This window comes from Paraburkholderia nemoris, from assembly GCF_905221015.1.
Classification (GTDB): domain Bacteria; phylum Pseudomonadota; class Gammaproteobacteria; order Burkholderiales; family Burkholderiaceae; genus Paraburkholderia; species Paraburkholderia nemoris.
Genome location: NZ_CAJNBO010000007.1, coordinates 251,744 through 271,307, shown reverse-complemented (window position 1 = coordinate 271,307; position 19,564 = coordinate 251,744). Strand labels below are relative to the sequence as shown.

Annotated in this window: 15 protein-coding genes; 8 read left to right on the top strand and 7 right to left on the bottom strand. The window is 62.2% G+C overall.

Going from position 1 to position 19,564, the window contains the following annotated elements:
* Positions 1–113: 113 nt before the first annotated feature.
* Positions 114–1,547: an MFS transporter gene (locus tag KHO33_RS13535; protein ID WP_200565783.1), complete on the bottom strand. Its 1,434-nt coding sequence runs from the start codon at positions 1,545–1,547 to the stop codon at positions 114–116.
* Positions 1,548–1,629: 82 nt separating this feature from the next.
* Here KHO33_RS13535 and KHO33_RS13530 point away from each other — a divergent pair, with 82 nt between their 5' ends.
* The 6 genes from KHO33_RS13530 (at position 1,630) to KHO33_RS13505 (ending at position 6,930) form a co-directional block, all read left to right on the top strand.
* On the top strand, positions 1,630–2,439 hold the full coding sequence (locus KHO33_RS13530; protein WP_054036920.1) for an IclR family transcriptional regulator: 810 nt from the start codon (positions 1,630–1,632) through the stop codon (positions 2,437–2,439).
* 2 nt (positions 2,440–2,441) lie between these two features.
* Positions 2,442–3,245: a 2-keto-4-pentenoate hydratase gene (locus KHO33_RS13525; protein WP_054036918.1), complete on the top strand. Its 804-nt coding sequence runs from the start codon at positions 2,442–2,444 to the stop codon at positions 3,243–3,245.
* 12 nt (positions 3,246–3,257) lie between these two features.
* On the top strand, positions 3,258–4,151 hold the full coding sequence (locus KHO33_RS13520) for a fumarylacetoacetate hydrolase family protein (RefSeq protein WP_200565782.1): 894 nt from the start codon (positions 3,258–3,260) through the stop codon (positions 4,149–4,151).
* A gap of 29 nt (positions 4,152–4,180) precedes the next feature.
* Complete coding sequence (locus KHO33_RS13515; protein ID WP_054036915.1) at positions 4,181–4,876, top strand: hypothetical protein; 696 nt, start codon at positions 4,181–4,183, stop codon at positions 4,874–4,876.
* Between the two features lie 78 nt (positions 4,877–4,954).
* The gene (locus tag KHO33_RS13510; RefSeq protein WP_200565781.1) at positions 4,955–6,526 is read left to right on the top strand and encodes a UxaA family hydrolase; all 1,572 of its coding nucleotides are present in this window, start codon (positions 4,955–4,957) and stop codon (positions 6,524–6,526) included.
* A gap of 17 nt (positions 6,527–6,543) precedes the next feature.
* Positions 6,544–6,930, top strand: a complete 387-nt coding sequence (locus KHO33_RS13505) for a response regulator transcription factor (protein ID WP_234477065.1) — start codon at positions 6,544–6,546, stop codon at positions 6,928–6,930.
* Positions 6,931–7,710: 780 nt separating this feature from the next.
* On the opposite strand, the gene KHO33_RS13500 is transcribed toward KHO33_RS13505, so the two are convergent.
* Genes KHO33_RS13500 through KHO33_RS13490 form a run of 3 tightly spaced genes read right to left on the bottom strand, consistent with a single transcriptional unit; the run spans position 7,711 to position 13,500 of the window.
* Entirely contained in the window at positions 7,711–11,358 is a 3,648-nt protein-coding gene (locus KHO33_RS13500; RefSeq protein ID WP_200565780.1) for a hydantoinase B/oxoprolinase family protein, read from the bottom strand.
* A gap of 31 nt (positions 11,359–11,389) precedes the next feature.
* Entirely contained in the window at positions 11,390–12,697 is a 1,308-nt protein-coding gene (locus KHO33_RS13495) for an MFS transporter (protein ID WP_115776268.1), read from the bottom strand.
* Positions 12,698–12,729: 32 nt separating this feature from the next.
* The gene (locus KHO33_RS13490) at positions 12,730–13,500 is read right to left on the bottom strand and encodes a putative hydro-lyase (protein ID WP_054036910.1); all 771 of its coding nucleotides are present in this window, start codon (positions 13,498–13,500) and stop codon (positions 12,730–12,732) included.
* A gap of 358 nt (positions 13,501–13,858) precedes the next feature.
* Here KHO33_RS13490 and KHO33_RS13485 point away from each other — a divergent pair, with 358 nt between their 5' ends.
* Positions 13,859–14,791, top strand: coding sequence for a LysR family transcriptional regulator (locus KHO33_RS13485; RefSeq protein ID WP_054036908.1), 933 nt, complete (start codon positions 13,859–13,861; stop codon positions 14,789–14,791).
* A 378-nt stretch (positions 14,792–15,169) separates the two neighbouring features.
* Here the strand turns inward: KHO33_RS13485 and KHO33_RS13480 are convergent, their stop codons facing one another.
* Together KHO33_RS13480 and KHO33_RS13475 are read right to left on the bottom strand one after the other, a co-directional pair.
* Positions 15,170–16,579 carry a S8 family peptidase gene (locus KHO33_RS13480; protein ID WP_200565779.1) on the bottom strand — a complete coding sequence of 470 codons (1,410 nt, stop codon included), beginning with the start codon at positions 16,577–16,579 and terminating at the stop codon, positions 15,170–15,172.
* 51 nt (positions 16,580–16,630) lie between these two features.
* Positions 16,631–17,350, bottom strand: a complete 720-nt coding sequence (locus KHO33_RS13475; protein WP_054036902.1) for a TorF family putative porin — start codon at positions 17,348–17,350, stop codon at positions 16,631–16,633.
* Positions 17,351–17,931: 581 nt separating this feature from the next.
* Here KHO33_RS13475 and KHO33_RS13470 point away from each other — a divergent pair.
* The gene (locus KHO33_RS13470) at positions 17,932–18,660 is read left to right on the top strand and encodes a response regulator transcription factor (protein WP_200565778.1); all 729 of its coding nucleotides are present in this window, start codon (positions 17,932–17,934) and stop codon (positions 18,658–18,660) included.
* On the opposite strand, the gene KHO33_RS13465 is transcribed toward KHO33_RS13470, so the two are convergent.
* Complete coding sequence (locus tag KHO33_RS13465; RefSeq protein ID WP_200565777.1) at positions 18,657–19,484, bottom strand: class I SAM-dependent methyltransferase; 828 nt, start codon at positions 19,482–19,484, stop codon at positions 18,657–18,659. The genes KHO33_RS13470 and KHO33_RS13465 overlap by 4 nt on opposite strands.
* Between the last annotated feature and the right edge of the window lie 80 nt (positions 19,485–19,564).

Sequence of the window (19,564 nt, the reverse complement as noted above, 5' to 3'; positions counted from 1 at the left end):
CAATTCGTGCACATTCGAACCGGCGTACGGCTCTGAAGTGCAGGTTTGCATGCGATGTCCTATTTGCGTCGTGCCAACGCGGCGATCACGCCCGACAGGCAGCCGGCGGCAGCTCAAGGCCGCATGTTGTGGGCGAACCCCGACTCGGCGGCATCCTTGCTCGTCGTGGCCATCGCTTCACTGCGCAGGCGTTCATATTCGGCCGTAGGTACAGGAGTAGCGTTGCGGTCGCCGAGATCGTCGAGGCGAATTCGGTACGTTTCCCGGGTGGTGAACGCGGCAAACGCAGCAACCAGACAAATGCCGAACGTGAGAAAGCCAATTTTCAACGGAATGTCGGTGGACCCTGGGGGCGCGACTGCGACGAAAAGCGACGGCAGCAAGGCACACAAGGTCGTCCCTACGTTTTGTCCGATCGCCATGCCGGTGACACGCACGCGCGTGCGGAACAGTTCGGGGAAGAGACTCGGGAACACGCCGTTGAAGCCCTGGTAAGCGACGCCCCACATGAGCAACGAGAAGAGCAGTGAGAGCCAGATACTGTGGATGCTGATGGCGTACAGGTAGCCGAAAGCGAAGATTCCGGAGCTCACAACGCCGACGATAACGGGGGGTCTGCGACCGATCTTGTCCGAGAGGTTGCCCACGAGGGGGATCAGTATGACGGAGCAAAGGTTGCCAAGGACCGGCACCCACAGAAAGACGGCGGCAGGAAAGCCAATACCGTACGCCGGCTGGACCGCATAGGTCGCGCCGAAAACGGTCGCCAGAAGCGCGGTGACCGCGGCAAGCGCCATACCGACAACACGCAAGACGTCACCCCAGCTATCGCGCAGGACCTCGATCACCGGGGAAAAAGGAATTTCTCCGTGGGCCCGTTCTTCAGAAAAAGCAGGGGTCTCATCGACCTCGCGGCGAATGATGTAACCCGCAATGACCACGACGATGCTCAGCAGGAACGGAATGCGCCAACCCCACGAAGCAAACTGATCCTTTGGCATGAAGTGCGCGAGCGGCAAAAAAACGCCTGCCGCGAGGAGTTGTCCTGCCTGAACTCCCTGGAGGGTAAAGCTGGCAAAATATCCACGCCGTCCGAAAGGCGCGTGTTCAAGAATCATGGAGCTGGCGCCGGACATTTCACCCGCGACCGCAAATCCCTGAATGAGCCGCAGGACGACGAGCAGCACAGGTGCCCAGATGCCGATCTGCTGGTAGGTCGGCAAGAGCCCAACACACAGCGTTGCAAAGCCCATCAGGAACATGCAGAAGATCAGCACGGTCTTTCGCCCGTGACGATCGCCAAGGTGCCCCAGCACCATAGCCCCTATTGGTCTGGCGACATAGCCGACGCCGAACGTCGCCAGTGACGCGACGATGCCTACCGTTGGATTGTGTGAGGGAAAGAAGAGCTGCGGGAACAACAATGTCGCAGCCGTCGCGTAGATGAAAAAATCGTAGTACTCGAGCGCTGAGCCGATCCAGCCACTGGCTGCTGCGATCTTCGACTGGCGCTTGCCGTGGGGCTTAGCGGGTGCTCGTGCGTTCATGCCTGTCTCCTGTAATTGACTTTTCGGTGCCGCTCGTTTATTGTTGTAACACCGTTCCAATAGGAAGGATGTTACTCAAATTATGAGAGTTGTCAAGGGAGCAGTTGACCGTTCGCTTCAAGCGATCGAGTTGCTCGCACGCGAGGCGCGCTGGATGCGTATGTCCGACATCGCCGCCGAACTCGAGCTGGAAAAAGGCCCCGCGCATCGGGTACTTGCGCAGCTGTGCGAGCAGGGCTGGGCTGAACAGGACGAAAACACTTCTCAATACCGTCTGACCCTGAAGCTTTCGCTGTTGGGTCAGCGGTATTTGCATGGACTTGGCTTGCCGGGCTTGGTGCAGCCGATCCTCGATGACGTGGCGGCGCACTGTCGCGAGCTCGTTCGGCTGACCGTCGCAAGTGAAGGGACGCTCGCGTGGCTGGCGTCCTCCCAAGGCGCGGCACCGGGCCTTATGTATTCGCCGTCCATGGATAGCCCTATTACCCTGCATGCAACGGCAAACGGGAAGGTGTGGCTGGCATCGATGTCGAACGACCGGGCAGTCGAATGCGCATTGGGTGGCGGACTCGGAAAAACTGGGTCCCGCGCATGCGGGCCAAAGGCGATCAACAGCGTCGAGCAGTTGATTCCCGAGTTGGAACTGACCAGACAGCGCGGCTATGGGCTTGTCGTGGAAGAAGCCGAACCCGGCGTTGCCGCGTTAGCGGTGCCCGTGCAGTCGCTGACCGACGGTACCGTGGTCGGCACGATGAGCATTGCTGGACCCGTCATGCGAGTTCAGCCCGAGCGCTATGACGACTTCTGCGCGTTGTTGAAAGAAGCGGCTTCGAAGCTAGGCGCGGTATGGCCGCGTGAGAGCGTTGGGGCGAACGTGAGTGAGGCGGCTTGAAGATGACAGCCGTAACACAGGCCGCCGAGGCTATCGCCAGTCCGCGCGAACAGGCCGCGAACCTTCTTGTGACGGCGCGCCAAACAGGCATGCTCGTCGAGCGGCTGCCAGTCGAACTACTGCCTGCGAGTCTGGACGACGGTTTCGCGATCCAGCAGGAGGTCAGCCGACAACTAGGCCGGCAAATCGGCGCATGGAAATGCGCGCTTCCGCAGCCGGGCAAAGTCATCGCCGCGCCGATCTACGACGCTGATATTCACCGAGGCGATGTTTGTCGCATGAGCGGGTCTGCGGGTGTCGCTGTAAGGGCGGAGCCGGAACTGGCCTGCCTACTGAAGTGCGACTTGCCGCCACGGCGCGGAGTCTATGGCGAAGCGGAAGTACTCGACGCGCTTGGGGACACGCACCTCGCGCTCGAATTGCTGGGCTGCCGTTATGCATGTCCAGAAAAGCTGACGTTTCCAGAACTACTGGCAGACGGGCTCTTTAACGCCGGCCTTGTCCTTGGACCCCGCGTGAACTTATTTGATGGCGCCACGCCGGCTGACCTTCCTGTGGAATTCGACCTTGGTCTGACCCGCATCGGGGAAGAGGCAGTCACGCTCACGGGACGCCACCCCGATCAGGGCGTGCTCGCGCCGATTGTGTGGCTCGCTAATTTCCTTCGCGCGCGCGGCCTCGGATTGTATGCAGGCCAAGCTGTGATCACCGGGTCCTACGCGGGCGTTCTCGACTTGACAGTCGGTCGTGAGTTGCTTATCCGCTTCGGCGAACTCGGCACATTGCCCATCAGTTTTTTGTCTTGACAGGAGTACTACATGCGTCTCGTCCGTTTCGGCCAACCTGGTCGTGAGCAGCCCGGCATTATCGATTCCAGCGGCGCGATCCGCGATCTGACTGGCATCGTGAACGACATTGATGGAACGGCTATCACGCCAGTCGCGCTTGCAAAGCTGAGCGAACTCGATTTAGATCGTTTGCCCGTCGTTGAAGCAGGCACGCGTCTCGGCGCGTGCGTCGGCAATGTCCGTAATCTCGTGTGCATTGGTCTGAACTACTCCGATCATGCTGCTGAAACCGACACGCCGATACCACGCGAACCTGTGGTCTTCAACAAGCATACGGGCTCAATCAGCGGCCCGAACGACCCGGTCATCTTGCCCGCAGACGCGCAAAAGCTGGATTGGGAGGTCGAACTCGGCGTGGTGATCGGCAAACCCGCCTGGCAGATCGACGAAGCAGACGCGCTAGACCATGTGGCGGGCTACTGCCTTGCGAATGATGTCTCCGAACGCGCGTATCAACTCGAACGCGAAGGCCAGTGGACCAAAGGTAAAAGCGGGTTTTCGTTCGCTCCGCTTGGCCCGTGGCTCGTAACCCGCGACGAAGTTTCCGATCCGCAGGTGCTCGACCTGTGGCTCGACGTCAACGGCACGCGCCGGCAGACCGGCAACACACGCACCATGATCTTCAACGTCGCGCACATTGTGGCGTATCTCAGCCGCTTCATGCCTTTGATGGCAGGCGACGTGATCATTACGGGGACGCCTCCCGGCGTGGGCCTCGGTCAAAAGCCGCCTGTCTTCCTGAAAGCAGGCGACACCATGACGCTCGGTGGCAGCGGCCTCGGCGCGCAGACACAGAAGGTCGTCCAGTACACGGACACGCTCGGCGCAGCTTGGGGCCGCGGCGAATACCCATCGGCAGTTTAAGACGATTCGATTTGTCAAACGGAGGAGATATGAGCCTTGCTGGAACGGGCGTCGTCGCAATCTGGCATGACTTGCTGCCAGAAGCGAAAGATGAATTTTACGAGTGGCACAACCGCGAACACATGCCCGAACGCGCGGGCATCCCCGGGTTCAGGCGCGGTCGACGCTTCATTGCCCTGAACGCAGGGCCCGAGTACTTCAATCTGTACGAGGCCGACACCGTCGAAGTGCTTGGCGCGCAAGACTACCTGACCCGGCTGAATACGCCGACGCCCTGGACCAAGCAGGTTGTCGCCTCTTTCCGGAGCGTCGCGCGCTCAATCTGTCACGTCGCCTATTCGGACGGTGTTGGGCAGGGTGCCTATCTCATGAGCGTGCGCTTCGACGTGCCTTCGGATGCCCGGGCAGAGGTCGTGAAGGGTTTGCGTCAGCGCGTGATGCCGCCGCTCGTGGATTTGCCGGGGATCACGGGCGTGCACCTGTGCCTTGCTGACGAGGAGATCAGCAAGGTGGAAACGGCGGAGAAGAAGGCGCGTTCAGAAGGCACCCAGGTACCGACATGGATCGTGTTAGTCGAAGGGTGCCGGGCAGACTATGTCCGTTCAGCGGTGGACCGTTTCGTTTCGGGACTCGCGGCATTGCCCCAGGCCGGCGCAATAGCACCGGACACGACCCTCTATCAACTTGAGTACACGCGCTGCAAAACGCCCTGGAGCGCCGGCTAAGCGGTGCATGGTCCTTCACGCGAATCCCACGTGGCTAAGCGCGACCGGCCTTTGCCCTGAAAACGTAGGAGTTATGCCATGTCGTTGAATATTGCCGACACGTCCGCCCGATCCACCGCGTCGATGTCGGCTCGTGTGATACGGCTCAATCCCGCTGACGATGTCGTTATCGCACTTGAACAGCTTATGTCCGGCACGGTGATCGAGAAAGAAGCGTTGACTGTTTCGGGACTGATTCCGCCCGGTCACAAAGTGGCGACACGTGACATCGGTCAGGGTGAGGCGGTCCTCCGCTACGGCCAGGTAATCGGCTTTGCAAGCCAGCCCATTCGCGCGGGGCAGCATGTACACACCCATAATCTCGCGATGGGCGACTTCACGCGCGACTACGCGTTCGGTCAGGCCGCGCGTCCGACTGTCCCGTCGAATGAGCCGGCAACATTTCAGGGCATTGTCCGGGAAGACGGCAGTGTCGCCACGCGTAACTACGTCGGAATTCTCACCTCTGTTAATTGCTCGGCCACCGTTGCACGAGCCATTGCTGACCATTTTCGGCCCGACGTTCATCCGGAAGCACTAGCCGCGTTTCCGAACGTTGATGGCGTCGTCGCTCTAACACATAGTTCAGGTTGCGCAATCGACTCGGAGGGCGATGGTCTCGCGATTTTGCAGCGCACGCTCGGCGGCTATGCATGCCATCCGAACTTCGCGAGCGTGCTGATCGTAGGTCTCGGCTGTGAAACGAACCAGATTTCGCGACTACTTGAGACACAGGGGCTCCGCGAACACGATCGATTGCGAACGTTCACGATCCAGGACAGCGGTGGCACGACATTGACGATTGCGAAGGGTATTGAACTGGTTCAGCGCATGTTGTCCGAAGCGAATAACGTGAGGCGAGAGGCGGTCAGCGCGAGTCATCTCACAATCGGTCTCCAATGCGGAGGATCGGACGGTTATTCTGGCATCACAGCCAATCCGGTGCTGGGCGCAGCCGTTGATTTGCTGGTGCAGCACGGCGGCACCGCGATTCTCTCGGAGACGCCCGAGATCTATGGCGCAGAGCACCTACTGACGCGGCGCGCCGCAACGCAAGAGGTGGGGCAAAAGCTGCTTGATCGCATCAGGTGGTGGGAAGCGTACGCGCAGCGGCAAGGGGCCCAGATCAACAACAATCCGTCGGCCGGAAATAAGGCCGGCGGCTTGACGACCGTCCTCGAGAAATCATTGGGCGGCATCGCAAAGGCAGGCTCGACAAACCTCACCGAGGTGTACGAGTACGCTCAGCCCGTTAAGGCACGCGGTCTGGTGTTCATGGACACGCCCGGCTACGACCCTGTGTCGGCTACGGGCCAGGTAGCCGGCGGTGCAAATCTGATCTGCTTCACGACGGGACGTGGTTCAGCTTACGGCTGCGCGCCCGCGCCGTCTGTCAAACTTGCAACTAACACAGCACTTTGGCAACGGCAATCCGACGATATGGACCTGAACTGCGGAGAGGTGTTGGAAGGCAAAACTTCAATTGAGGAACTTGGCGCGGTGCTTTTCAAATTGCTGCTAGATGTCGCCTCGGGCACCCGTTCACGTAGTGAGCGGCATGGGTACGGACAGCAGGAATTCGTACCTTGGCAGATTAGCGCAATCATGTGAGCACGTGTCAATATCATTTGACGGTCTCTACCAACGCCGCGCGCCTCCTTATTGCTGACGACGATCCAGAAATGCTGGCAGCGTACGCAGTGTTCTTCTCTAATCGGGGTTTTGACATCCGGACTGCCACGAATGGTGGCGATGCGCTCACCGAATACTGTGCGTGGTATCCGGCCGCAGTATTGCTCGATATCGAAATGCCGCGTCTCGATGGTTGCGAGGTAGCAAGAGCGATCCGACTTGTTCGGAAGACCCCGGTACCGGTGCTGGTAGCCGTAACCGGCCTCATGTCGCAATCAGAACGGGACGAATCGATGGGCGCCGGACTCGATCACTATTTCGTGAAGCCGGTTCTGATGCCTCTCATCCTCGCTGCTATCAACCTCGGGCTTGCTCCGGGTTGAACACAAAACCTGGATCGCGTGACGGGCACGTCAGTGCTAGAAGCCTCAGCCTGAAGGTAACGTCAGACAGCGAGCGGACATCAGCGAATGTCGGTCACTAGGCGCTTTGTCGGTAACGTTACCGGTTTTCGCTGGATCGATTCTGGCAGATTCGAGATCCAGCGAGGCATTAACTGATGCCGGCGGGCACGAATCTATTGAGGTTTCCCATGGACGTTGCTGATCTCGCTGCCGCCGTGTCGCAGTACAGACGCGTGATCGTGTTCCGATCATCAGCACGAGGTCGAATGCGCGATTACCCGCGAGACGCTCGAAAAATGTTTCTGGCTCCCCGCCGGTGCGGATAGCGTCCATATGCTGAAGACGGTCGCAGACGAGCCGTCGCAGTTGCGGAACGGAGGATGCGGGCGAGCCCTGATCAGACGATTCAGTTGGTCGCAGCGCCATTACAGCGGACGTTCGACATTGCAAAAAGATTTTGTAGTGCAGTTATCGCTCGAGAAGCGAAGTGCATCGCGGTTGAGGTCGAAAAGATTATCGGACCGCGCATTCGGCGACGCCCGGATTGCCGCCGCGCCAGGCGCTGGGTGCCCTCAGGGCGCCGTGGCCGGGGCACACTCGCAATGATTGCGCCAAATCGTTTGGGCTCGTCGGCATGGGAGAGCGCGCGCTGATGCTGGGCGGCAAGATCGTGGTGCATAGCGCGCCCGTTAGCGACACGTCGATCGCGGTACGCGTACCCGCGGATGACGAGGCACACCACCAGGCCGACGGCCTAACTCATACCTCGGACGCCACTCCATACCCACCGCCACCCGGCGTCTGAATCACGAAAACATCGCCGGCATTCATCTGCACCTGGTGACGCGCGCCGAAGGTTTCCTGCGCGGACGAACCCGCTCGTTCGACCCAGTTGACGCCGAGCTTGCCCGGCGATCCGCCCGCCATGCCGAACGGCGCCACCCGCCGTCGGTTCGACAGAATCACGGCGGTCATCGGTTCGAGGAAGCGGACTCGCCGCTCGGTACCGTCGCCGCCTCGCCATTGCCCATCGCCGCCGCTGCCGTGACGCACCCGGAAGTCATCAAGGCGAACCGGGAAGCGCCATTCGAGCACTTCGGGATCGGTGAGCCGCGAGTTGGTCATGTGGGTTTGCACCGCGCTGCAACCCGCCGACGACGCACTGGCTCCGGCGCCACCGCAGATGGTCTCGTAGTACTGGTAGTGATCGTTGCCGAACGTGAAGTTGTTCATCGTGCCCTGGGCGCCCGCCATGACACCGAGCGCGCCGTAGAGCGCATCGGTCACGACCTGCGATGTCTCGACGTTACCGGCGACCACCGCGGCCGGATAGCGCGGGTTGAGCATCGAGCCCGCGGGAATGCGAATGTCCAGAGGTTTCAGACAACCCGCGTTGAGCGGAATGTCATCGTCGACCAGCGTGCGGAACACGTACAGCACGGCCGCCTTGCAGATGGCGGAGGGCGCGTTGTAGTTATTCGGTTGCTGTTCGCTCGTGCCGGCGAAGTCGATAACGGCCGAGCGCGCCTCGCGGTCGATCGACACGGCGACGACGATCTTCGCCCCGTCGTCGAGCTCGTATTCGAAGCGTCCGTCCCTGAGCACCGACAGCGTGCGCCGAACGACCTCCTCGGCGTTGTCCTGCACGTGCTGCATGTACGCCTGCACCACGTCGAGGCCAAACTGCCTGCACATGCGGTCGAGTTCCTGCGCGCCCTTCGTGCACGCGGCGATCTGCGCCCGCAAATCGGCAATGTTCTGTTCGACGTTTCGAACCGGATAACGACCCGAGGCGAGCAACTCGCGCATTTCGTCTTCGAGAAAGCGGCCCTGCGCGACAAGTTGGACGTTATCGAGCAGGACGCCTTCCTGATCGACGTGCGTCGAGTCAGGTGGCATCGAACCCGGTGAAATGCCGCCGATATCCGCGTGATGGCCGCGCGCCGCGACATAGAACGTCGGCGCCGCGTGCTCCTCGACGAAGACCGGCATGACCACCGTCACGTCCGGCAGATGCGTGCCGCCGCCATAGGGCGCGTTGAGGACATACACATCGCCAGACTGCATGGTGCCACCACGTCGCTCGATGATGGTCTGCACGCTCTCGCCCATCGAGCCAAGATGGACCGGCATGTGCGGCGCGTTGGCGATCAGGTTGCCGTCCGCGTCGAAAAGCGCGCACGAGAAGTCGAGGCGCTCCTTGATGTTGACCGAGTACGACGTGTTCGCGAGCGTCACGCCCATCTGCTCGGCAATCGACATGAACAGGTTGTTGAACACTTCGAGCAAGACCGGATCGGCTTCGGTGCCGATCGCGTGACGGTTCACGAGCGCGCCCGTGCGGTTGACCACCAGGTGGTTGTGCCGGCTGACCTCGACTTGCCAGCCCGGTACGATCACGGTCGTTCCGGTCTTTTCGCTGACGATGGCTGGTCCGTCGATACGCGCGCCGGGCGCCAGCGTATCGCGGTCGAACACGGGTGTGTCGTGCCACTCGCCGCCTGAAAACACATGTGTCATAGCGAGCGGTTCAGGATTCGCGGAAGCACTCTCGGCGACGGGCCAATGTTCGTCCTCAACCTCGTGCGCCTGGCCGATCGCCTCCACGGCAACGGCTTCGATCACCAGCGCCTTGTTCGGCATGAGAAAGCCGTAACGGGCGCGGTACAAACGCTCGAACGTCGCGACAATTGCCGGTGCGTCGCGGCCGAATTCGATCTCCAGTGCAGTGTCGGTACCGTCGTATTTGACGTGGAGCGTGCGGCGCAGCGTGATGCGGTCCCTTGCGATGCGCTGCTCGGCGACTTCGCTTTCCGCCGCGGCGCCCAGCGACGCGAACGTTTCCTCGCAGGCGGCGAGCGATGCCGCGTCGAGGCGCGTTTCGACTGCCAGTTGGCGCAGTGCGCGCACGTCAGCGAGACCCATGCCGTAGGCCGACAACACGCCTGCGAGCGGATGGATGAACACACGCGTCATGCCGAGCGCATCCGCGACGAGGCACGCATGCTGACCGCCTGCGCCGCCGAAGCATGCGAGCGTGTACTTCGTCACGTCGTAGCCGCGCTGCACCGAGATCTGCTTGATCGCATTCGCCATGTTCTCGACGGCAATCTTCAGAAAGCCCTCGGCGATTTCGGCTGGCGAGCGCGCGATGCCTGTCGCATCCTCAACCTGCGCCGCAATCTCCACGAACTTGCGATGTACGACGGCGGCATCCAGCGGCAGGTTGCCTTCAGGTCCAAACACGTGGGGAAACCACTGCGCGCTGATCTTGCCGGTCATCACGTTGCAGTCGGTGACGGTCAGCGGGCCGCCGCGCCGATACGACGCTGGACCGGGATTCGCCCCCGCGCTCTCGGGGCCTACGCGCAAGCGCGCGCCGTCGAAACTGCAGATCGACCCGCCGCCAGCCGCAACGGTATGGATTTTCATCATCGGGGCGCGGATGCGAACGCCCGCCACTTCCGTGGCGAACTCGCGTTCGTACTCGCCCGCGTAGTGCGTCACATCGGTCGATGTGCCGCCCATGTCGAAGCCGATGATCGATTCGAAGCCCGCGAGCTTCGACACCTGCGCCGCACCCACGATGCCGCCTGCGGGGCCGGACAGGATCGCGTCCTTGCCCTGGAAGCGATGCGCGTCGGTGAGGCCGCCATTGCTCTGCATGAACTGCAACGGAACAGCGCCCAGATCGCCTTCGACTTGCTGAACGTAGTGGCGCAGAATCGGCGAGAGATACGCGTCGACGACGGTCGTGTCGCCGCGCGAGACCAGCTTCATCAGCGGGCTGACTTCATGACTCACCGAGATCTGCGTATAGCCGATGTCCTGCGCGATTTCCTTGAGCCTGCGTTCATGTTCGGCGTACCGGTAACCGTGCATCAGCACGATTGCGCATGAACGGATTCCATTTTCGTAGGCCTGTCGCAACGCAGCCTGCGCCTGCCTCGTATCGAGTTCGCGTACCACTTCGCCATGCGCGCCGATCCGCTCGTCGATTTCCACCACGCGCTCGTACAGCAGCGTTGGCAACTCGATGTTGCGCACGAACAGCTTCGGACGGCTTTGGTAGGCGATCCGCAGCGCGTCTGCAAAGCCCCTGGTAATCGCGAGCACGGTAGGCGCGCCCTTGCGTTCGAGCAGTGCGTTGGTGGCGACCGTCGTGCCCATCCGTACGCTATCGATCAGATGTGCCGGCACGGGCTCGTGGGCCGCGACGCCCAGCAGGTCGCGAATGCCTTGCACCGCCGAATCGCGATATCGCTCGGGATTCTCCGACAGCACCTTGTGCGTGACGATCTGCCCATCGGGGCGGCGCGCGACGACGTCGGTGAACGTGCCTCCGCGGTCGATCCAGAATTGCCAGCGGCGATCACGCGGTAGCTGAGTGTCGGCTTGATGTGTCATCAGAAGATATCTCCGGTGAATGATGGGGTGCTCACGATTCGAGTTGCGCGCCGCGCGTTTCAGGCAGCGTCAGCGCCGCGAGAATCACGACGCCGTAGGCGGCCGCGGCGAAGGTGCCGATCGCGACGCCGAGCGTCATTTTTTGCGCGACGAAACCGATCAGAAACGGGAAGGTCGCGCCGACGGCGCGGCCGAAGTTGTAGCAGAAGCCCTGGCCCGAGCCGCGAATCCGCGTGGGGAAGAGTTCGGTCATGAACGCGCCCATCCCGGCGAAGATGCCCGAGGCGAAGAAGCCGAGCGGGAAGCCGAGCACGAGCAGCAGCGCGTTGCTCATCGGCACGCGGGTATAGACGAGAGCGATCGCCATCGAGGCAATCGAGAACGCGATGAAATTGAGCTTGCGGCCAAAGCGGTCGCTGAGAAAGGCGCCGCACAGGTAGCCCGCATACGAGCCGGCGATGATGACCGCGAGATAGCCGCCCGTGCCGACCACGCTCAGGTGCTGTTCGGTCTTGAGGTACGTCGGCAGCCAGGTGGTGATCGCGTAATAGCCGCCTTGCGTGCCCGTGGCGAGGATCGCGGTGCGCAGCGTCGTCAGCCAGACGCCGGGGCCGAAGATTTCGAAGAACGAACTCGTGTTGCCGGCTTCGGCGTCACGCTGCTTTTGTTGCAGATGAACTTCCGGTTCCTCGACGAAACGGCGAATGAAGATCACGAACGGCGCGGGCAACACGCCGAGCGCGAACAATGCGCGCCATGCGATATCGCCGGGCAGCAGCGAAAACACCAGCGTATAGAGTCCCGCCGACGCCGCCCAGCCGATCGCCCAGCCCGCCTGCACCATGCCGACCGCCTTGCCGCGATCGCGCGGCCGGATTACCTCGCCGATCAGCACCGCGCCCGCGGTCCATTCACCGCCGAAGCCGAAACCCATCAAACCGCGCGCGATCAGAAGCTGGCTGTAGTTCTGCGCGAACGCGCAGAGCAGCGTGAAAAAGGCGAACCAGACGATGGTGATCTGCAGCGTCTTCACCCGGCCGATGCGGTCGGAAAGAATGCCTGCGACCCAGCCGCCGAGCGCGGAGGTCAGTAGTGTCACCGTGCCGATCAGGCCGGCTTCGCCCCTGCTGAGACTCCACGTGGCGATCAGCGTCGGAATCACGAAGCTAAGGAATTGCGTGTCCATCGCATCGAGCGCATAGCCGACTTTGCAGCTCCAGAATGCCCGCCGCTCGCTCGCGTTGGTGTGCCGGTACCAGCCGAACATGCCGCGGCTCGCGGTGGTGTCCGCCATTGCGTCGTCGACGGGCGTGCCTGCGTATTGCGCTTCCGTATTCATGTGTTTCTCCTGTGATGCGGCCAATCCGGGCGTCAGAACACCGCGAGCGATGCGTTGGGGATGTCGGTGACCAGCATGTGGCCAGGCCGATGCGCGATCGCGAACGGCAGCCGCGCGCTTTCAATGGCGCTTTGAGGCGTCACGCCGCAGGCCCAGAAGACCGGCAGTTCGTGTTCATGGATCGATACCGGATCGCCGAAATCCGGGCTCGACAGATCTTCGATGCCGAGTACCGCCGGATTGCCGATGTGCACCGGCGCGCCATGCACCGCGGGAAACCGGCTCGTGACCTGCACGGCGCGAATCGCATGGGGGCCGCTCATCGGCCGCATGGAGACGACGAGCTGGCCGCCGAACCGTCCCGCCGCCTGGTTCGCAATGTGGGTGCGGTACATCGGCACGTTCACACCTTCGTCGACGTGGCGCAGCGGAATGCGTTCGCGCGCGAGCATCTGTTCGAACGAGAACGAGCAGCCGATCGCGAACACGACCAGATCGTCGCGCCAAACCTCGCGGATATCGGAAGGCTGCTCGCACAGCACGCCGTCGCGATAGACGTTGTAGCCGGGCACGTCGGTGCGGATATCGAGGTCGCGGCCCAGCACCGGCAGATCGAATTGTCCCGGTTCGCCGACGCCGAGCAGCGGGCAGGCTTTCGGATTGCGCAGGCAGAAGCGCATGAAATCCTCGGCGTAGGCGCTCGGCAGAATGGCGAGGTTGGCCTGCGCGAAGTCGCCGCAATAGCCGGCCGTAGGCCCCGAAAATGTCTTGCTGCGAACTTGCTGGCGAAAGGTGTGCGGCATGACGGCGATTCCGTTCGTGAGTGCGATGGCGTGCAGATTAGGGCCAACAAAATTGCTGCGCCAGCGAGTTATTCGTGCCGCTGGCGTTCAGGTTTTCTTAACGGTTTTGTGCGGGTTTTTACGTAGCCGGTCGTTGGGTGCACATCGGGAGAAGCGCGTGGTCGGTGGCTTGAAAACCTTTGCCGACAGGCCTTACAGGGGGGCGTGGCAAAGCTGCGTTCATGCGTGGCGAATACCATGCGTCGTTTCGGCATAACGGACATAAAGGCACTCCGTTTCGTATAAATGGAGTTTTTTGTTAAGGCATACTACGAACAGAAACAATGAAGGAATCCGCCCCAATCTTCAGGCATAACCTATGAACACGCGCTTTCTCGAAACCTTCGTGACGCTTGCCCAGCTCGAAAGCTTTCGGGCGACGGCGCGTGTGCTGCACGCGACACCGGCCACGATCTCGCTGCGTATCCGCTCACTGGAGGACGAACTCAAGACGGAACTCGTCGACCGCTCGACAACGAGCTTCCGGCTGACACCGTCGGGCCAGAATCTGCTCGGGCCCGCGAAGAACGTCGTCAATGCCACGCGCACATTGCGGGAGGCTGCGGGCCAGGAAATCGTGGTTGGCGGCAAGCTGCGCCTGGGCGTCATCGAGACCGTCGTGCACAGCTGGCTCGCGCACTACGTCACCCAGCTGAACGCGAGCTTTCCACGGCTCGAAGTGGACCTGACCGTCGATTCGAGTTCGGTGCTGCAACGGCGGCTGCTGAGCGGCGAGCTCGACCTCGTGATACGGGTTGAGGGCATCGACAGTACGAAGATTGTCTCCAGGGCGATCGCCAGCTATCCGGTTCGCTGGATCGCGAAACGGGGCTTGTTGTCGAAGCGTGCCGAAGGGCTCGCGCTACGCGTGCTGGAGCGTCCGGTTCTGACCTTCGGGCGCGGCACGGCGCCGCAAGTCGCGCTCGAGAGCATCGTTCATGCGCTCGCGCAGCAACTCGGCATGCCGGCCGGGCAAACGCGCATCACCTGTTCGCCCTCGGTGGCCGCGATCGTTCAACTGGTTCGCGACGGCTATGGCGTCGCCGCCATTCCCGGCCTGTTCGTCGCGGAGACCTTGCAAAGCGGCGAATTCGTCGAGTTGCCGCTCAAACCCGTGCCCCCGCCGATCATCGTGTCGATTTGCAAGCCGGTGAACGCGAGCCCGATGATTCACGCGGCCGCAAATGCCGCGCAGCTTGCGTGCTCGGCGTATTGCCAGACGCGGCGCAAGGATCTGGTCGAGGCGCTTTGACTGAGGCAGTGTGGCAGATTGATTTCGTGCGGTGAAAAAACGGTTCGTCTCGCGCCAACCCGGTTCGGTATTGGCGCGGCTCGGACGGGTCATCAGTACGACGGACGGCTTTTTTCAAACGTGAGGGGGATTCGGAATGTTGCTGCCGCGTTCATTTAACCTCGCTGCAGGCGTTGCCTGCGCACTGCTGCTCGCATCTGCGAATGCGTTTTCGCAACCTTGTGCAACGGCTGACGACCGCGCGAGCTTGCTGCAATTCAGCACCCACGACGACGATGTGCGCGCCGAACGTCACAGGGAGGAACAGCTGCGCTCAGAACGTTTGCGTGAAGAGCGCCTGCGCGAGGGGGAGTCATCGCTGCATTGCGGCGGTCCCGTTCAACGGGCCACCTCGACGCACGGGTGATGAAGCGCGGCAATCGCGCGGCACGCATTGATGACGCGGCCATGCTGCCGGCTCGGGCCGCTTGTCTGGTCGAGCAGCACCTCGATCGAATGTGCGTCGAGATTCGGCTGCAACCCGAGCAGCAACGCAATGGTGCCTGTCACGTTCGCCGCCGCGAACGACGAGCCCGACACGAAGTCGTAATGTCCGCCCGGCGTGAGCGTCAGGATGTCACGGCCCGGCGCATACAGCACGTTCGAGCCTGCATCGGCTGGCGCGCTGCCCGCAGCGTGAGCCGAATCGACGGCGATCACGCCCCTCACGCCGACCGGAAACGCCTTGAGGTCGCCGTCCGGCAGAACGGCCCCGACCACGATCACACCTTTTTTCACCGACAGTTCGATCAGTTGACTCAGCAGCGGGTCCGCCGGCCCGCCCAGACTCAGGTTGATGATCTGTGCGTGCGCCTCGAGCGCCGACTGGATCGCTTCGGCGAGTGTGAACGAATTGCACCGCGAAGTCCCGCTGCGATTGTCCGCTTGCCAGCAGGCCTTGACCGCGATCACTTTCGCGTGCGGCGCGACGCCTTCGATGCCGGCGCTGCCGTCCGGGCCGCCGGCGCGATCCGCCGCGATGACGCCCGCGACCGCGGTGCCGTGCTGGTCGCGATTGAATTGCTGCCAGTCCTCGTCGACGAAATTGCGGGTCCCGGCAATGCGGCCGTGCAGATCGGGGTGGGTGGTGTCGACGCCGGTGTCGATCACCGCGACGCGCACCGAATCGCCGCGTGTGACCTTTTGCGCAGCGTCCGCGCCGATCTCGCGAAAACCCTGCTGCAAGTCGGTATAGCCGCTGCCATGCGGCGCCTCGCCGAGCAGATCGAAGGTCTGTAACGGCTGCGCGAGACGCACGCGAGGATCGGCAGCGAGCCGCGCGAGCACTTCATCGCGCCGCGCGCCGTCGGCGATTTCCAGCATCGCGCAATGCACCTTCAGCGACGGGATCGGCCACGCCGACACCTCGTGCAAGCCGTATTGCCGCGCGAGCGCGGCGACCTGAGCCCGCGCGCTGCCGCCCGGCGAATAGCCGCCAGCAGCGCCGTAGCCGGCGGCAGTCGAGCCGGCTCGCAGCATGAGCGTTTCCGGAGGATTGGCGACAGCCAGCACGATCATTCGCTCTGGACGCGCTTTCATCTGCTGCGTCGCGACAGCGGGGTCGGGCGTCGCGGGCACGAGCGCGCACGCGGACACCGCGAAGGCGGCGCACAGGGACAGCCAGCAAAGGCACGCGCGCCGCACCATGGCGGCCCATGTGCCACTGACGCCGCGGTTCACTGCCGAACCCGCGCCGAACGGAAAATGCGGGACATAGCGGTCCTTGGGCGTCATGGCAACTCGATTCATGATGTAAATAGCCGTAGGTGCGCGTTGCCGGGTGAAAAGTTACGCCGCCGCTCAGAAATGCCAGATGACATCGGCGATCCAGCGATTGTTCGCGCCCGGCCCAAGCTTCGTCTTGGCTTCATTGTTCGTCGCGATGTACGACACGTCAAATTGCCACGCGCGAAACTGATAAGTCAGCCCGACGTTGCCGTAGACGTACCCAAGGTCGATCACCGAGTGCAGATCGTAGTAGCCGATGCCGGCCGTCGCGGTCCACCCGTGCACGAGCGGCAGGCGACCCACCAGGTCATATGAGACAGCGCGCGAAATCGGCGTCGGCCCAAAGCCGGTGTCCGGCGAGAGCGCGACCGAGGCGAACACAGAGTCGCGCCAGCCGGCGGTTAGCACCAGTTCGTCGTAGTTGAGGCGCGAGGACTGCGATCCCTGTAGGAACTGGTAGTGCGAAAGCATGGCCTGGGCGCTCCAGTCGCCGGCCAATCGCCAACCGTATCCACCGTTGGCGACGACTTCCGCGCCGTTGGTCGGGCTGCGAGCGGACCGGAGTGACGCCACGGACGCGCCCGCAAAGAAGCCGTTGCCCGGATACCAGTTGGCCCCCGCACTGACCGACGGCTGCCCGTTTCCGATGTCCATGCCGCGGGTGACCTTGTTGGTGGTGATGCCCGCCTCGAACTGCCAGTCGTCGCTTGTGGCAGTGGCGGGTGCGGATAAAACTGCAAGCGTGACGAGCGCAGCGCAGCATCGAAGCAGGCCGGGCAAGCAGGCTGCCACGCGGCAACGCGGGGACGAAGGACGCTGCAACTCCATATTGTTCGTTCACGTTCCGGTAGATCGGGGACTGTGACCGTGGTCAAGCCATCTGAACGACCCGGCGCGGCGCCGCGCCGCTGCGAGGGTCGTGCCAATCCTAACCGATAAACGTGACCGGACAAATTTGCTCGCGATCTGCCGGAGTGAAATTGGAAATATGCCCGTAAGTGACGTCGACCGTGAGCAAAGTTGCGAACGACCGAAGAAATTTGTCGGCAAGCCACGATGCGCGATACGAGCGCCGCAACCATGTCGACGCGGGCAATAGAAGCCGCGTCAGGATGCGCGGATTCTCGTGTCAGCGCATCCTGAGCGTTCTGTAAGGGTGTGCCGACGCGTGCGCCGCGATGCGCCGTGGCTGCGAGGGTTCAGCGATATGCGCATGCCCGCCACGCGACGGGGGGCGTGGGCAAGACGTCGGACCGCCGGCGCGGCAGCGCATCCGGTTTCGCTCCCGGAGGCACTTACCGGAACCGGGACCGAGAACGATCCAACCCGTCCGTATGAACGATTCATTGACATCAGGCCGACCAGGAGAAGACATGCGATTCGCCCTAGTGACCGAGGACCCCATATTGACCCGCGATCTGGCCGGCTGTCTTGCCGGTGATTCGATTGCCGTCGAATCGTTTGACGGCGAGTTGCCGCTCGTGCGTGCAATGCGCGCCTCCACGTACGACCTCGTGCTGATCGACGCGAAGAACGGATCATTGCTGCTCGATTCGTTGCTGTCGTGGCGCCATTGCAACGCGGCTGCGTGCACGCCCGCGATCGTTCTCACGCCGTTTCCGGACTGGACCGCCATGCTCGGGTGGGTCAACGCGGGCGCCACGGACGTGGCGTATCGCTTCGATCTGGAACAGGTGCGTCTGCGCGCGCATGTTGTGCTTCAGCGTGAAAATCATCGGGCGGGTGCGGACACCGTCACGCTGGGCGGCTATGTGTTGAGAAGGGATCTCGGCGTGCTGACCCTCAACGGCGTCGAGATTCCGCTCACGCCGCGCGAATTCACGATGGCGTGGCTGTTCTTTTCGAATCCAGGCAAGTTCGTGACCCGCGCGCAGATCGCTGGCGGCGTGTGGGGCTCATGCGAGGACGTGGCGGCGCGCTCCATCGAGCAACACATCTACAAGCTGCGCAAGAAGCTGCGTTTGTCGCCCGGAAACGGCCTGAATCTGAAAACCGTTTATGCGCTTGGCTACAAGCTGGATAGCGTTGCGTCGATTGGCGAAGCAGGCAACGCGCTGGCGTGCGTTGAGCAATTCGCCTAGACCACTGCCTCGAGTTCCAGGGCCTTCTCGCGATCCAGCGCTTCGCCGTCGCGACGAAAAAACACCCACGAAGACGCGGGGATTCCAGTAAGCGACTCGAGCGCGGCCGCTTTCACTTTCAGTTGCTGCATATCGATCACCGGCGCACGCTTGAAGCAGATGAGAATGTTGTTGTCCTCGCACGGCAACCGCAGAACCGCATCGAATAGCTCGGACAGCCATTGCAGGTTCTGCCGCGTCACCGCCGCCAGGTCCGGGCCGAAGATGTTGATCGTCATCATGCCGTCCGTCGCGAGGCTGTCGAAACAGGCCCGGTAGAATGCGCTGCCTTGCCCCACCGGCCCATCGTGTTCGCTTAGATAAAGGTCCATCTGCAAGATGTCGATCGATGCCCGGTGCTCTTGCGCGCTGACATAGTCCATCGCGTCCGCTTCGATGAGAGCGAGGCGCTCGCCCTCGGGCGGCATGCAGAACATCTCGCGGCACGCGTCGATGACCGCGGGGTTGATGTCGACGACTTCGACACGCGCGAGCGGAAAGCGGGCGTGACAGAAGCGGGTCAACGCTCCGGCGCCCAGTCCCAGTTGCACGATGAGGCGCGGCTTTTCATAGAAGCGTTCGGCGAAGAGCATCCACGACATCATCTTTTGCGCATACTCCATCCAGAGAAACGTTGGATGATCGAGCACCATACATCCGAACGTCGAATCCCACTCGTCGCCGTTGTGCATGTACAGCAGCCCGTCCCGCTTCGAAAAGGTGAGCGGCGGGCAGCGTCCTTCGTGACTGGCGTCAACATCTTGCAGGTTGTCGTGTTTGAGCATGTCGTTCGCGATAGAAATGTCAGGGGCGCACTGCTTGGGTGTTCATCATAAGCAGTGCGATCGGGCGCGTTGACATGGCA